This is a genomic window from uncultured Thiodictyon sp., from assembly GCF_903946935.1.
Taxonomy (GTDB): domain Bacteria; phylum Pseudomonadota; class Gammaproteobacteria; order Chromatiales; family Chromatiaceae; genus Thiodictyon.
This window is the reverse complement of the sequence record NZ_CAJAXH010000270.1, coordinates 35,234-49,040: the sequence shown is the minus strand read 5'-3', so window position 1 is coordinate 49,040 and position 13,807 is coordinate 35,234. Positions and strand designations below refer to the sequence as shown.

Below are 13,807 nucleotides of genomic sequence, written 5' to 3'. Positions count from 1 at the left end.
GCGCAAACCGACTTCAAGCGAAACGCAGGTTTATATTGCATCCGGACGCTTGCTTCTTCGGCAGATCTGCAATAATCAAACGCCATATTTATTAGCCGTTAAGTAATCCTCTACCTCAAAATGGTTCTTAGACAGCCTCTTAACCGCTCGATGGCGATCCGGGCCGAGCAGTACTTCGCCGCCTATTCCGACCAGCCGCCTTTGTCATGGTTCCGACCGCCCTGCTGTATTCTGCGCGTCCATGCTGGCTGAGCGATTGCCGTCCCTGGTCTGGATTCCGGCGTCCCGGCCTGAATGACAGCGCGCCCTGACCGAAGCGACGATCCATCCCCAACCGGAGGTCGAGGCTTTAGCCGGTGGCGGCGCCCGACATATCCAAGGAAGATCAGTGGTGCCTGCGCGCTGGGCCGGCTAAAGCCTCGACCTCCTGTGGTCGGAACGATGATCAGGGCCGGTGCAGAAGCAAAAGGGGCCAAGCTCGAATAGAGTTCAGGGCCGCAAGGCCGAAATTCACTCGAGCATGACCCCTTTACCTTGGTGAATGGTCAGGCCATTTTCAGGATTCATCATTGAGCCCGGCCCCTTTTTGCATTACAGAGCAATGACGTTGGCGGCCGCCGGGCCTTTCTGGCCTTGCTCAATGGTGAACTCAACGCGCTGACCTTCATCCAAGGTCTTGAAGCTGGTAGACTGGATGGCGGAAAAGTGTACGAACACGTCTTTGCTGCCGTCAGCCGGTGAGATGAAACCAAACCCTTTCTCCGCGTTGAAGAACTTTACCGTGCCAGTCATTTTGTTTGCCATAACAGTCTCTCAGTTGATTTCGGATTGCGACGGATGGGCGGCCTAATAAGCCGCCGGACCAGCGGTAGTCAAGCAAATCTCGCTCTGCTTGTCAACGACATTGCAATAAGGCGCCAGGCTCGAATGGCACTAAGTTAAGGGCTTGGCTCAGATATATCGTGAACTTACGCGAACCTGGCGGAACCAAGATCCTGGTTTCTCGGGCGCGGCATCCCGTGTTTCTCAGCTTTCGAGCCAGCATCCGAGCCACGGGCGCCCGATTCGAGTTCTCGCAAGCCAATGATTTATTCTGACGCTGAGTTTAACTTAGTGCCATTCGAGCCTGGCCCATTTTTGCTCTCCCCAGATTGAGGTCGAGCCCGGCAACAACCGCGTAACGATTACTTCGGCTTGAAGGAAGCCGAAACGCGCTTTATGATTGGATCAAATATGCTTTTCTTCCCTGCGGGGTATTCCAGGATAAACGTGAAAAATTGATCGCCGGCCAAGATGGTTTTCTGGTAGAAAACCCTCTCGCCGTCAACGCCGGAAACGACAAACCAATCGCGCTTCATGGCTTTATAGGTGACAACTTTTTTCGGGCTATCCGTTGACCCACTGCGTGCAGCGTCAAGGTAAACGTCTTCCAAGGTTTGCTCAAGCGCATTATTTGATCCATAAACCAAGAGACTTGCATCAGCATCTTTCGTCAAGAATTTCTGGCCGTCGCCGTTATCTGCCTCGCCTTGTGGGTACAGAATCCCTGCGGGATAGTCGATCGAGTAACCAAATCGTGCATTCTGATAAGTGTTATAATGATCGGCGAGCACGACCTGACTCAATACAGTAAAGACGAAAATCAGCAAAAGGTAACGCACGTTCTTGAACTCCGATTGTGACCCCGGCCAGGGGTGTGAATTCCAGGGGTAGTATACCTAATTCAGGTTTGGCGCGAGGCTGAATTAAGTAAGCTGCACCGATAGTTGAAGAATTGGTGCCGGCCCCAGGCATTCCCGGCGCAGAGCGCCTGACACATGCGTGACACCGCTGAGCGGTGTCACGAGAGCGGGGGGGGGGGAGGTTCGGTGGCTGGGATAATGATCAAGGCCGCCGGAACGATGGTCATCGCCCTCGCGCCAGATGCGCCCGTACCATTTTGATCTCGCCATAGGAATAGTCATCGCCGAGCGTCTGCTTGGCAAGGGTGAGCGCATCAGGCCCGGTCTGCTCCAGCACGGCGGCGATCCTTGCGAGCTTCTCTTTATTGATGAAATCCGTGACGGCGAGCTTGCCGCTGCGGATGTAATGGGCCAGATGGTCCTCAATGGTGGTGGGTTTGAGCGACCGGCGGCTGGCGATCGCTTCGATGCTCATGCCCTCCCGGTAGAGGTAATAGCTGATCGATCGTGTGTTGGCTTCCGCCGCACCGGTTTCGGTCTTGTCCGGCTGCCCGGGGCGGGGGACGGCCGCGGGGTCGATGCCTTGGCTGCTGCACCAGTCGGAGACGATGCCCAGTATCTCCCGGCCGTAGCGCTCGACGGTCTGCTTGCCGATCCCCTTGACGGCGGCCAGCGCCTGCGGGTCCTGGGGCAGGGTGTCGGCGATCTGTCTCAGCACGGCTCGGGTCAGGATGCGGTAGCGGGCGACGCCCTCGCGTTCTTCCTCTGCCGCCTTCTGGTCGCGCCAACGCCGAAGCGCCCCCAGCAGCCCCGGGGCTTCGGCGTCACCGGCCCCGGGGGCTGGCCCTCGATCCGGCGGCGGCCCGGCGGGCTCCGCGTCGATCCGCGCCTTGGCCAGCGCGCCCAGATGGGCGGCCGTCGCGAACCCCTCCCGGCAGCTCGCAACCCCGGCGGTCTTGACTGCCAGTTCCTTGCGCAGTTCCTCGACGGCCTGGCGGAGCTGCTTGCGCAGCGCCTTGTTGTCGGTCCCGAACGAGAAGGCGTCGAGCCAGGGGCGCAACCCCTGCTGGAGCCTCTCTGCGAAATAGGCGGACGCCTTGCGCACGCGCTCCTGTACGCGCGCGTCGTCCTCCGGGGGCAGGTCATCCCGGAACAGCGAGCGGAGCTGGCCCCGGAACTTGGCGGCGACGGCGACCACCGCATCATGGGTCTGTCGCTCCAGCGCGTCGATGGCGTCCATGCCGTTCGCGTCGATCACCCGCCGGTTGTCGCGCAGCAGGCTGAGCAACCGCCGCAGCCGGGCGCCGAGTTCGTCGAAGTCCCAGCACTCCTGGAGCAGCCGCTGCTGGTAGGCACGGCGCGCGCCATCGATCCGCTCCTGGGTCGGCGGCTCCCGGGTGGCCTCGGCGACATAGTCCGCAACCACCTGGTCGGTCATGACCGCCCGGCGCGGGATCGGGGTGCCGAGCACCAGTCCCTCGAAGGTCTTGCAGCGGCTCAGGGCCACATAGACCTGCCCGGGCGAGAAGGCCGCCCCGGCGTCGACGATGGCCCGCTCGAAGGTCAGGCCCTGGCTCTTGTGGATGGTGATGGCCCAGGCCAGGCGCAGCGGGTATTGGGTAAAGCGGCCGATGACCTCCTCGGAGATCGCCTTGCTCTCTTGATCGAGGCTGTATTGGATGTTCTCCCAGGTGGCCGGCTCGACCTCGATGGCGTGCTCGTCGCCGGGGCAGCGTACGAGGATATGCGCGTGCCCGAGGTGCTCGATGGTGCCGATCTTGCCGTTGAAATAGCGCTTCACCGGTGCGCCGTCGTTGCGCACGAACATGACCTGGGCGCCTTGTTTCAGGGTCAGCGTCTCGGCGGTCGGATAGCTGTGCGCCGGGTAGTCGCCCTCAATCGTCGCGGCGAATGCGTGCGCCTTGGTGCCGAGCGCCGTGAGGTGCGTCTCATTGATGCGATCGGCGCCCTGGTTGTGCGTCGTCAGGGTGATGTAGCCCTCCGATTCCGCGGGCCGGAACCCGGGCAGATAGCGTGAATTCAACCGCTCCAGGGTCGCGTCGTCCAGCCGATTGTCGCGCACGCGATTGAGCAGCTCGATGAAGTCCGCATCGGTCTGGCGGTAGATGTGCTCAAGCGCGATCGGCACCACCTCGGTCGCCTGTAGCGCCCGGCTGCCGAAGAAATACGCGGAGTCATAGAAGTCCCGCAGGATGGCCCAGTCCTGACCGGGCACCACGGGCGCGAGCTGATGCAGATCGCCGATCATCAGGAGCTGGACGCCGCCGAATGGCCGGTTGGAGCGGCGCTCCCGGCGCAGCACGAAGTCGACCGCATCGAGCAGGTCGCAGCGGACCATGCTGATCTCGTCGATCACCAGCAGGTCCAGGCCCTGGACGATCTCGCGCTTCTGCCGGCCCAGGTGCTGCTGCGCCGCCTGGCGCTCGACCTCCCCGCCGGGTACGAAGGGTCCGAACGGGAGCTGGAAGAAGGAGTGCAGGGTCACGCCGCCGGCATTGATCGCGGCCACCCCGGTCGGGGCGGTGACGACCGTGCGTTTGGGCAGGTCTGCTTTGAGTGTATGCAGGAAGGTGGTCTTGCCGGTCCCTGCCTTGCCCGTCAGAAAGACGCTCAGATCCGTGCCACGGATGAGCTCCTGCGCCAACTGCAACTGTGGATTGGGCATTTGCGTCTCGACGACTGTGCGGGCTGGGGGTCATTGTCCGGCTTTTCTGGTCTGGCGGCCACTCGCGGGGCCGGCTTTGATCGGGTAGACCTGCCCAACCCGCCTCGCGGCCTGGTGACACCGGCACGTGATGCGACTTGACGCGACTACCGGTGGGGCAAATACTGGATCAAAGGAATATCCTTCCAATGCCTTGTCCCGACCAGAGTCAACCAAGATGCTGCAAACCTACACAGCAAGATATACCTGCTTTCACGGCGGCTACATGGGTCAGTTGATCGACTGGCCTGAGGTCGTTACAGAAGGTGCCAACCTCGAAGAGTGCCGGGCCATGCTCCGCGATGCGTTGCACGAGATGGTCCAGGCATACCAAGACCTTGGCCGAGAAATTCCGGAAGGTGATTCCGGTCAAGCGGCACAAGCAATTCGATCGCATAACCGCAAATGAGCTGTGCAAACAGGCCGGGTTGGCTCCGAAGTATTGAGTGCGTAGGCTGAAGTGGGGAGACGGCCAATCTGCGGCATAATCGCCCGGTCGCCGACCGAAACACCGCGAGACCCTGACCCATGCCCACCCGCAGACTCAGCCCCATCGCCCTGCTCGCCGCCCTATTGTCACCAGCCGTCGGGGCGGCGCCATTGCCCGACGGCTTCGTCTATCTGCGGGCGGTCGCCCCCGATATCCCGCAGGACATGCGTTATTTCGGCAGCCACAACTTTATCGGTCGGCCGATCGACGGCTACCAGGCCCCGGAGTGCATCCTGACCGGTCAGGCCGCGGCGGCACTGAAGGCGGTGCAGGGAGACGTGGCCGCCGCCGGCCTGCGGGTCAAGGTGTTCGACTGCTACCGCCCGACGCGGGCGGTGGCGCACTTTGTCCGCTGGAGCCAGGACGTCGCGGACCAGCAGATGAAGGCGGAGTTCTATCCGCACATCGACAAGGCCGACTTCTTCCGGCTGGGGTATGTGGCGGCGCGCTCCGGTCACTCCCGCGGGAGCACGGTCGACCTGGTGCTGGAGCCCGCGGCGGCAGGGCCGACGCCGGTCCCGGCGGTGAGCGATCAGCCGCTGGTGGCCTGCACGGCGCCGCAGGGGCAACGCTTTCCCGACAGTCCGCTCGACTTCGGCACCGGTTTCGACTGCATGGACCCCCTCTCACATCCTGACAGCACCGCGGTGCCCGCCGCGGCCCAGCACCACCGCGCCCAACTCGCGCAGGCGATGGAGCGGCACGGCTTTCGCTCGTTGCCCGAGGAGTGGTGGCACTTTACCCTCAAGGCCGAGCCCTTCCCGCAGACCTATTTCGACTTCCCGGTGACGGCGCCGGGCGTCGGCAGCGAGTAAGCTATGCAAGCCACTAAGCTCACCCCCGAATTCGCCCTGATCCGCGCCCATTTCGCCGCCCTCGGGGCCGCGCGGTCGGACGTGCTGCTGGGTGTCGGCGACGACTGCGCCTTGCTCGCGGTGCCGGCCGGGCAGCAGTTGGCGGTGAGTATCGACACCCTGGCGGCCGGGGTACATTTTCTGCCCGACTGCGACCCGGAGGCGATCGGTCACAAGTGCCTGGCGGTGGGCTTGAGCGACCTGGCGGCGATGGGTGCCGAGCCCGCTTGGGCGACCCTGGCACTCACCCTGCCGGCGACGCTGCCGCGCGAATCGCCTGACTGGCTGGCGGCCTTCGCCCACGGTTTCGGCCGCCTGGCGCGCGCCCACCGTGTCGCCCTAGTGGGCGGGGATACCACGCGCGGGCCACTCTCCATCACGGTGCAGGTGCATGGGCTGGTCCCGGTTGGGGCTGAGATACGCCGCGCTGGCGCCCGTCCGGGCGATCTGGTCTGTGTCAGCGGGACCTTGGGCGACGCGGGGCTGGCCCTGCGGGAGTTGCTGGCCGGGCAGGCGCCGTCGCCAGCGCGGCGTGCGCGGCTCGAACGCCCGACCCCGCGGGTCGCCCTGGGGCTCGCCTTGCGGGGGCTTGCGAGTGCCATGATCGACTGCTCCGACGGGCTGGCCGCAGACCTCGGCCATATCCTGGAGGCGAGCGGCGTGGGGGCGGAGCTGGACCTGGCCGCCTTGCCGCTGGAGGCGGCGGTGGCCGCCGCGGTCGACCTGGATGGTGACTGGGGGCTGCCACTCGCCGCCGGCGACGACTATGAACTGTGCTTCTGTCTGCCGCCCGCGTACCTGGAGCGGTTACCGGAGATCGCCGCGCGCTGCGGCTGTCCATTGACCCCGATCGGACGGATACTGAGCGGTCCCGGGCTGGTCTGTCGGGCACCCGATGGGGCGGCGGTCGCGTTAGAGCGCGTGGGGTTCGATCACTTTCATTGATATGGGATCGTCATCATTATGAATACAGATGAACAAGTCATTACCCAAACCAGGAAATGGGTCGTCGATGTTGTAGTCGGATGCAATTTCTGCCCCTTTGCCGCCACCCCGGTCAAGCGCGATACCATCCATTACCAGGTCGACCGTGCGACCGACCTGGAGGGCTGTCTGACGGCGCTCCTCGCCGAATGGCATCGGCTGGATGCGCATCCGGAGATTGAGAACACCCTGCTGATCTTTCCCGATGCCTATCCGGAGTTCACCGACTATCTGGACCTGGTGGCCATGGCGGAAGACCTGTTGGCCGCGGAGGACTATGAAGGCACCTATCAGGTCGCCGGTTTTCACCCGGATTATTGCTTTGGCGATGCCCCGCCGGACGATCCGGCCAACTATACCAACCGGTCAATCTATCCGATGCTGCATCTGATCCGCGAAGAGGGCCTGGAAGAGGTCCTGGCCCATTACAAAGACCCAGACGGCATTCCGGACCGAAATATCGCCTTTGCCCGGGAAAAGGGGCTGGCGTATTTGAAAATGCTGAGAGCCGCGTGTCTTTAGCCGCCAGACGAGAGAGCGCGTCCAGCCCGGATTTCTCAGGAGTCTCACGCCAAGGCGCCAAGCTCGCCAAGAAATACAAGAGGGTAGGGCTGGCATCCAGATTACCCGCCGGGTGGCTGCGCCAACGCTGATAACGCACTGAAAACCCTTGGCGAGCTTGGCGCCTTGGCGTGACAACTCCCCTTTCCCGGTTCACAGGCTCTGTCGGGGGCCAAAAAAAGGGGCCGCAGTGGCGGCCCCTGGCGTTCTCGTGTGACCCGGCCGGGGGGCGATCCCCCGGCCAGGCCGACTCTCAGGCGCCCCCGACGGCACTCCCGACGACCGGCGGCTTGGTCATGGGCTGGCTGCCGGTCGTGGCACCGTTGCCCTTGGGCGGCGTGGCGGACTGGTCGGTGTCCTCCGGGGGCTCGCGTACCGGGCGGCCGTTCATGATGTCGTCGATCTGGTCGCGGTCGATGGTCTCGAAACGCAGCAGCGCGCTGGCCATGGCGTGGAGCTTGTCCATGTTCTCCACGAGCAGGTCCTTCGAGCGCTGGTAGTTGCGGTCGATGATGATCCGCACCTCCTTGTCGATCGCCTCGGCGGTGTCGCCCGAGATCTGACGCTGCTGGGCCACCGAGTGTCCCAGGAAGACCTCGCCCTCCTCATCGGCGTAGGCCAGGGGACCCAGGTTGTCGGAGAGGCCAAAGCGGGTGACCATCTTGCGGGCGATTGCGGTCGAGCGCTCCAGGTCGTTGGAGGCGCCGGTGGTGACGTGTTCGGGCCCGAAGATCAACTCCTCCGCCAGACGCCCGCCGAACAGGCTGGAGATCTGGCTCTCCAACTGGCGCTTGCTCATGCTGTAGCGGTCGCGCTCAGGCAGGAACATGGTGACGCCGAGTGCCCGGCCGCGCGGGATGATGCTCACCTTATGCACCGGGTCGTGCTCCGGCACCAGGCGCCCGACGATCACATGCCCGGCCTCGTGATAGGCGGTGAGCTTCTTCTCGGTGTCCGACATGACCATGCTGCGCCGCTCGGCACCCATCATGATCTTGTCCTTGGCCTTCTCGAACATCTGCATGGTGACGCTGGTCAGGCCCGCCCGCGCGGCGAACAGGGCCGCCTCGTTGACCAGATTGGCGAGATCCGCACCGGAGAACCCGGGGGTGCCGCGGGCGATGGTGCGGGGCACCACATCATCGGCCAAGGGCACCTTGCGCATATGCACCTCAAGGATGGCGGTGCGGCCGCTGAGATCCGGCAGGCCGACGACCACCTGGCGGTCGAACCGGCCGGGGCGCAGCAGCGCCGGATCGAGCACGTCCGCCCGGTTGGTGGCGGCGATGACGATGATGCCCTCATTGCCGGCAAAGCCGTCCATCTCCACCAGCAACTGGTTCAGGGTCTGCTCGCGCTCGTCGTTCCCGCCACCCATGCCGGCGCCGCGGCGACGGCCGACGGCGTCGATCTCGTCGATAAAGACGATGCACGGGGCGCTCTTCTTGGACTGCTCGAAGAGGTCGCGCACCCGCGAGGCGCCGACGCCGACGAACATCTCCACGAAGTCGGAGCCCGAGATGCTGAAGAAGGGCACCTTGGCCTCGCCGGCAATCGCCCGCGCCAGCAGGGTCTTGCCGGTGCCGGGCGGCCCCACCATCAGCACGCCGCGCGGGATGTGCCCGCCCAGGCTGGAGAACTTCTGCGGGTTGCGCAGGAAGTCCACGAGTTCGCCGACCTCCTCCTTGGCCTCCTCGCAGCCGGCCACGTCGCGCAGGGTCACCTTGACCTCGCCCTCGGCGTGCTGGCGCGCGCGGCTCTTGCCGAAGCCGAAGATGCCGCCGGGTCCGCCGCTGCCCCCGCTGCGCCGCATGAACCAGACCCAGACGCCGATCATCAGCACGAAGGGCAGCCAGGCGGCCAGCATCTGCCCGAGGATACTCGGCTGGGCCGGGGGTTCGGCGCGGATGGTCACGGTGTTTTTGAGCAGATCGCTCACCAGCCCGGGGTCGCCCGGGTCGAAGGTCTCGAAGTGGCTACCGTCGGTGCGGGTGCCCTTGATGCGCTGATCCTGGATGCGCACCTCTTGGATCGAGCCGTCGCCGATTTCAGTGAGGAACTGGCTGTAGCTCAGGTTGCGCGACTCCATCTGGGTGGGTCCGTTCAGGCCGTTGAGCATCATCACCAGCCACAGGGATACGGCGACCCAGAGCAGTATATTCAGGTTCTTGGCATTCATGTTCCGCTAGGATCCTCAGCAAAAGGCGGCACCGCGCTGAATGACGCGGTGCAGTGTTGCGAACTACATCGGGGCAGGGGGGGCAAAACCAAAGGTGCGGGGTAGGGGGGCGCCGCCGGGTCGCGGGGCGCGCGGCCGCGGTGCGGCGTCAGGCGCCACCGAACAGGGTCGCGATCCGGGCCTGGATCGCTTGGGCGGCCGCGCGCGGATCGGCCGCGTCGCGGATCGGCCGGCCGATCACGATATAGTCGGCGCCGTTGCCAAAGGCCTGCTCGACCGTCACCACCCGCTTCTGATCGTCCTCCGGGCGATTGTCGACCGGACGGATGCCGGGGGACACGACCAGGAATTGGGCGCCGAGGTCTGCGCGTAGCCGCGCCGCCTCCAGTCCGGATGAGATCACCCCGTCGCACCCCAGCCGCAGGGCCTTGCGGGCGCGCGCCAGTACCAATTCCTCCACGTCGCATTGGAAGCCGAGCGAGTCCAGATCGGTGCGGTCGAGACTGGTCAGCACCGTCACCGCCAGGATCTTGAGGTCGCGCTTCTCCCGCACGGCCGCCTCGAGCATGCTGTCGTTGCCATGGACGGTGGCGAAGTCCACCCCGCGATCACGCAGTTGGCGCACCGCCCGCCCCACGGTCTCGGGTACGTCGAAGAACTTCAGGTCGCAAAACACGCGCTTATTTTGGCCCAGGAGCCATTCGATCAGCTCGAAATAGCCGCCGGCCATGAAGAGCTCCAGGCCGATCTTGTAGAAGCCCACGGTGTCGCCCAAGTCGCCGACGAGGCGCTCCGCGGCGACGCGGTCAGGCACGTCCAGCGCGAGGATCAGTCGCTCGGCGACGGGTATGTCTTTGTTGGACAGCAGGGCGCTCATGGCTGAAACCTCGGGTGATTCTGACGCCGCAGTTTAGGCCCTCGCCTGCCCGCTGTCGACTTGGGCGGGGGTCGCGCGGCGCCCTGAGCGCACGTGTCAGGCCGGCACTCAGGGGCGCTTGTAGCCGTCGATCATCCCGCGCACCAGATTTTCCTTGTGTTGGAAGCTGGCGACGGCGACCCCGATCAGGTGCAGTGGGACCAGGGCCAGGGTGGCGTAGGCGAGGAACTCGTGGACATCCTTCCACGCGTGGGCACTCTGGGTGGCCAGACCGGTGAGCGTGGTCAAGATGAGTCCCAGGATGAGTAGGACGGCCATGGCCCCGCCGGTCGGGTTATGGCCCAGGTAGCGTTTCGGGTGCCCGCGCAGGACCTCCCAGGCATAGGCCTTGACGGCGGTGGGTCCGCGCACGAAATTCCACCAGCGGGCATGCCGGGGGCCGATCACACCCCACACCAGCCGCGCGGCGAGCAGCCCCATGATGAAATAGCCGACGGCGACATGCAGGTCCTCGAGCTCATCCCCGGTGAGGAAGGCGATCAGCACGGCGACCGCCAGGCTCCAGTGGAAGAAGCGCACGAAGGGGTCCCAGACGCGCACGCGTTCGGCGGTGGTACTTGGGTCGGTCATGGGTCAATCTCCTTAACGATGTGACGTCGCGCCGGTCGGCGCAGGCGGGACGCCAGAGTAGCCGCGCCTCCCGCCGAGGTCTGTATGGTAGCGCACCCTAATCCGGCTCCCGACTGAACCCCCGCGACGGCGGGGTCCAGCCCCGTTCGGTGCGGTCGTGCAATTGCATCCGGTCCGAGTTGAGCGCGTCCTGCAGGGTGCCGACATGCTCGCGGATGCGCGCCTGCAGCGCCAGATTACGGGCGATGTCGGGGTCTTGATCCCACAGGTCATACATCCCGGCGAGGCCCGCGGCCTCGTGGCGGCGGAAGGCGCGTGTCATCCGCTCGACCTTGTAGGGGTGCATCCCCAACTCCCGCAGGGCCGCGGCGCCCAGGCCGAGCGAGGTGTCAAAGACCTCGCGCACCGCCAGATCGGCCCCAGCCTGTTTGAGCAGATACAGGTGCCCCACATCGTAGGCCCGCGCCAGGATCCGGACCTGGGGATAGGTCCGCCGACAATAATCCACCATCTCGACCGCCCGGTCCCGATCGTCGATGGCGACGATGAAGAGCCGCGCCCGCGCGAGCCCCGCCGCGTGCAGCAGGTCCGGGCGGGAGGCGTCGCCATAGTAGCTCTTGATCCCCAATTTGCGCAGCAGGTCGATCTGGTCCGCCCGGTGGTCCAGCACCACAGTCTCGATCCCGGCGGCGACCAGCAGTCGGTTGACGATCTGGCCAAAGCGGCCGATCCCGGCGATAACCACCGTGCCCTCCTCCTCGATGGTGTCCGGCGCCGGCCCCTTGCCGTTGCGCAGCCGCGGGGCGATCAGCCGGTCATAGAGGATGAAGAGCGCCGGGGTGAGGAGCATCGAGAGCGCAACCACCAGCGACAGGGTCCGCGCCAGCCCGGTCGGTACCACGCCGTTCTGCACACAGAAGCCCAAGAGGACGAAGCCAAACTCACCGGCCTGGGCCAGGCTCAGGGCAAACAGCCAGCGGTCCCCCGCGCGCAGCCGGAACAGCCGCGCCAGCGCGAGCAGCACCAGCGCCTTGAGCCCCATGACACCCAGGGTCAGGCCGAGCAGGGTGGCGAAGTCGCCGAACAGTAACGGCAAGTCGATCCCGGCCCCCACGGTAATGAAGAAGATCCCCATGAGGATGCCCTTGAAGGGCTCGATGTCCGATCTCAGTTCGTGGCGGAACTCGCTGGTGGCCAGGATCACCCCGGCCAGGAAGGTGCCGAGCGCCGGGGAGAGTCCCACCAGGGTCATCAAGAGCGCGGTGCCGACGACCAGCAGCAGGGCGCTGGCGGTGAAGACCTCGCGCAGCCGGGATTCGGCGATATAACGGAACAGTGGGCGGGACAGGTAGTGCCCGCCCAACACCACGGTCGCCACCGCCCCCAACACCACCAGGGCATAGCCCCAGTTGGGCAGACCGGCCACCAGCCCGGCGGCGCCCTGGGCGGCCGAGTTGTCACCGGCCGCCGCGCTCAACCAGGCGGCCAGCGCGAGCGGTTCCGGCTGGGCCAGGAAGGGGATCAGGGCGAGCACCGCGATCACCGAGATATCCTGGAACAGCAGGACGGCGAAGCTCGCCCGCCCCCCCTCCGTCTTGGTCAGGCCCTTTTCGCTTAGGGTCTGGATGACGATGGCGGTGGACGACATGGCGAACACCAGGCCCACGGCCAGCCCCAGGCCCCAGTAGAGCCCGAGCGAGAATGCCAGCGCGGCGATCGCCAGCGCGGTCAGTCCGACCTGGAGTCCGCCGAGCCCGAGCAGCCGGCCACGCATCTGCCACAGGAGCTTGGGCTCGAGCTCCAGACCCACCAGAAACAGCATCAGCACCACGCCGAACTCGGCCACCTGCTGGATGTCTTTGGTCTCCGCGCCCACCAGCCCCAAGACCGGGCCGATCAGGATGCCGGCGATCAGATAACCCAGGACCGAGCCCAGGCCCAGGCGGTGGGCCACCGGGACCGCCACCACCGCGGCGGCGAGATAGACGAAGGCGTGAAACAGCATTCCCTCCATGGGTCAGGCCCCCCGGATGATCGCGTCGAGGTCGGCATTGAGCTTGGTCCTGGGGGCCGCCGCCGCCAGGTCCAGCCGATGATCGCGCAGGGCCTCGAGCACCCGCACCCAGTCGGCAATGTGTCCCGCCAGGCGCCCATCCTCCACCGCGGTACGGGCGCCGAACAGTGCGAACGGCGGCAGGAAGACCATGCCGCACAGTCGCGACATCTGCTCCAGGGGCGAGAGCAACTCGCGGATCGTCAGATGGTTGTAGCCGGCGGCGCAGTAGGCCGCCTCCGGCCCGCCGGCGGTCAGTGCATTGAAGAAGACCTTGCCTTGCAGGGCGGGGGCCGCGGCGTCGTAGGCGAACCCGCGCTCCAGGACCAGGTCCTGCCACTCCTTGAGGATCGCCGGGGTGGAATACCAGTACAGCGGATACATGAAGCAGAGGGCATCATGGGCCAGGAGGCGCTCCTGCTCCAGGTCCACGTTGAAGTCGAAGGTCGGATACTCGGCATAGAGGTCCACCAGGGTCACCCCCTCGACCCGGGCGGTCGCCGCGGCCAGGGGTCCATTGACCTCCGAACGCTCCAATGAGGGGTGGGCGAACAGCACCAGGATGCGGCGCCGACCGACCGCCTCGTCCACTTTGGTCGACCCTGGCGCGTTCGACATCGCGGTGCCCCCGAACAAGTTGCTGCCTAAAGCGGTGCAGCTTACCCAAGGATCGCGGTCGGGCATAGCCCCTTGGTCGGCGCGCCCCGGGACCCCAGGTCGTGCGGCCTCTGCTAGCAGCCTGTCGGACTTGATGGCGTAACCGATTGATTAA

General features: G+C 65.4%; 12 protein-coding genes. 4 read left to right on the top strand and 8 right to left on the bottom strand.

Annotated features, from left to right (window positions below; translation table 11 throughout):
* Positions 1-591: 591 nt before the first annotated feature.
* The 3 genes from QZX93_RS24020 to QZX93_RS24010 all read right to left on the bottom strand — a co-directional run bounded on the left by QZX93_RS24020 (position 592) and on the right by QZX93_RS24010 (position 4,368).
* Positions 592-804 (bottom strand): cold-shock protein, encoded by a 213-nt coding sequence (locus tag QZX93_RS24020; RefSeq protein ID WP_295391727.1) that lies wholly within the window; start codon positions 802-804, stop codon positions 592-594.
* 380 nt (positions 805-1,184) lie between these two features.
* Positions 1,185-1,661, bottom strand: a complete 477-nt coding sequence (locus QZX93_RS24015; protein ID WP_295391729.1) for a hypothetical protein — start codon at positions 1,659-1,661, stop codon at positions 1,185-1,187.
* A gap of 244 nt (positions 1,662-1,905) precedes the next feature.
* Complete coding sequence (locus QZX93_RS24010; RefSeq protein WP_295391730.1) at positions 1,906-4,368, bottom strand: helix-turn-helix domain-containing protein; 2,463 nt, start codon at positions 4,366-4,368, stop codon at positions 1,906-1,908.
* A gap of 217 nt (positions 4,369-4,585) precedes the next feature.
* Between QZX93_RS24010 and QZX93_RS24005 the strand changes: the two genes are divergently transcribed.
* The 4 genes from QZX93_RS24005 to QZX93_RS23990 all read left to right on the top strand — a co-directional run bounded on the left by QZX93_RS24005 (position 4,586) and on the right by QZX93_RS23990 (position 7,257).
* The gene (locus tag QZX93_RS24005; protein ID WP_295391731.1) at positions 4,586-4,816 is read left to right on the top strand and encodes a type II toxin-antitoxin system HicB family antitoxin; all 231 of its coding nucleotides are present in this window, start codon (positions 4,586-4,588) and stop codon (positions 4,814-4,816) included.
* A 119-nt stretch (positions 4,817-4,935) separates the two neighbouring features.
* On the top strand, positions 4,936-5,712 hold the full coding sequence (locus QZX93_RS24000; RefSeq protein WP_295391733.1) for a M15 family metallopeptidase: 777 nt from the start codon (positions 4,936-4,938) through the stop codon (positions 5,710-5,712).
* A 3-nt stretch (positions 5,713-5,715) separates the two neighbouring features.
* Positions 5,716-6,696 (top strand): thiamine-phosphate kinase, encoded by a 981-nt coding sequence (gene thiL, locus QZX93_RS23995; protein ID WP_295391734.1) that lies wholly within the window; start codon positions 5,716-5,718, stop codon positions 6,694-6,696.
* 18 nt (positions 6,697-6,714) lie between these two features.
* Positions 6,715-7,257, top strand: a complete 543-nt coding sequence (locus QZX93_RS23990) for a DUF1415 domain-containing protein (protein WP_295391735.1) — start codon at positions 6,715-6,717, stop codon at positions 7,255-7,257.
* A gap of 292 nt (positions 7,258-7,549) precedes the next feature.
* Here QZX93_RS23990 and ftsH read toward each other — a convergent pair whose 3' ends face one another.
* The 5 genes from ftsH to QZX93_RS23965 form a co-directional block, all read right to left on the bottom strand.
* Positions 7,550-9,475: an ATP-dependent zinc metalloprotease FtsH gene (gene ftsH / locus QZX93_RS23985; protein ID WP_295391737.1), complete on the bottom strand. Its 1,926-nt coding sequence runs from the start codon at positions 9,473-9,475 to the stop codon at positions 7,550-7,552.
* A gap of 148 nt (positions 9,476-9,623) precedes the next feature.
* Positions 9,624-10,352 carry an orotidine-5'-phosphate decarboxylase gene (gene pyrF / locus QZX93_RS23980; RefSeq protein WP_295391738.1) on the bottom strand — a complete coding sequence of 243 codons (729 nt, stop codon included), beginning with the start codon at positions 10,350-10,352 and terminating at the stop codon, positions 9,624-9,626.
* Positions 10,353-10,460: 108 nt separating this feature from the next.
* Entirely contained in the window at positions 10,461-10,982 is a 522-nt protein-coding gene (locus tag QZX93_RS23975; protein WP_295391740.1) for a cytochrome b/b6 domain-containing protein, read from the bottom strand.
* A 97-nt stretch (positions 10,983-11,079) separates the two neighbouring features.
* Complete coding sequence (locus tag QZX93_RS23970; protein ID WP_295391741.1) at positions 11,080-12,996, bottom strand: monovalent cation:proton antiporter-2 (CPA2) family protein; 1,917 nt, start codon at positions 12,994-12,996, stop codon at positions 11,080-11,082.
* Positions 12,997-12,999: 3 nt separating this feature from the next.
* Positions 13,000-13,653, bottom strand: coding sequence for an NAD(P)H-dependent oxidoreductase (locus QZX93_RS23965; protein WP_295391743.1), 654 nt, complete (start codon positions 13,651-13,653; stop codon positions 13,000-13,002).
* Between the last annotated feature and the right edge of the window lie 154 nt (positions 13,654-13,807).

Coding starts and splice junctions, on each gene's coding strand:
- QZX93_RS24020 (WP_295391727.1), bottom strand. CDS start 804: ATGGCAAACAAAATGACTGGCACGGTAAAGTTCTTCAACGCGGAGAAA.
- QZX93_RS24010 (WP_295391730.1), bottom strand. CDS start 4,368: ATGCCCAATCCACAGTTGCAGTTGGCGCAGGAGCTCATCCGTGGCACG.
- QZX93_RS24005 (WP_295391731.1), top strand. CDS start 4,586: ATGCTGCAAACCTACACAGCAAGATATACCTGCTTTCACGGCGGCTAC.
- QZX93_RS24000 (WP_295391733.1), top strand. CDS start 4,936: ATGCCCACCCGCAGACTCAGCCCCATCGCCCTGCTCGCCGCCCTATTG.
- thiL (WP_295391734.1), top strand. CDS start 5,716: ATGCAAGCCACTAAGCTCACCCCCGAATTCGCCCTGATCCGCGCCCAT.
- QZX93_RS23990 (WP_295391735.1), top strand. CDS start 6,715: ATGAATACAGATGAACAAGTCATTACCCAAACCAGGAAATGGGTCGTC.
- ftsH (WP_295391737.1), bottom strand. CDS start 9,475: ATGAATGCCAAGAACCTGAATATACTGCTCTGGGTCGCCGTATCCCTG.
- pyrF (WP_295391738.1), bottom strand. CDS start 10,352: ATGAGCGCCCTGCTGTCCAACAAAGACATACCCGTCGCCGAGCGACTG.
- QZX93_RS23975 (WP_295391740.1), bottom strand. CDS start 10,982: ATGACCGACCCAAGTACCACCGCCGAACGCGTGCGCGTCTGGGACCCC.
- QZX93_RS23970 (WP_295391741.1), bottom strand. CDS start 12,996: ATGGAGGGAATGCTGTTTCACGCCTTCGTCTATCTCGCCGCCGCGGTG.
- QZX93_RS23965 (WP_295391743.1), bottom strand. CDS start 13,653: ATGTCGAACGCGCCAGGGTCGACCAAAGTGGACGAGGCGGTCGGTCGG.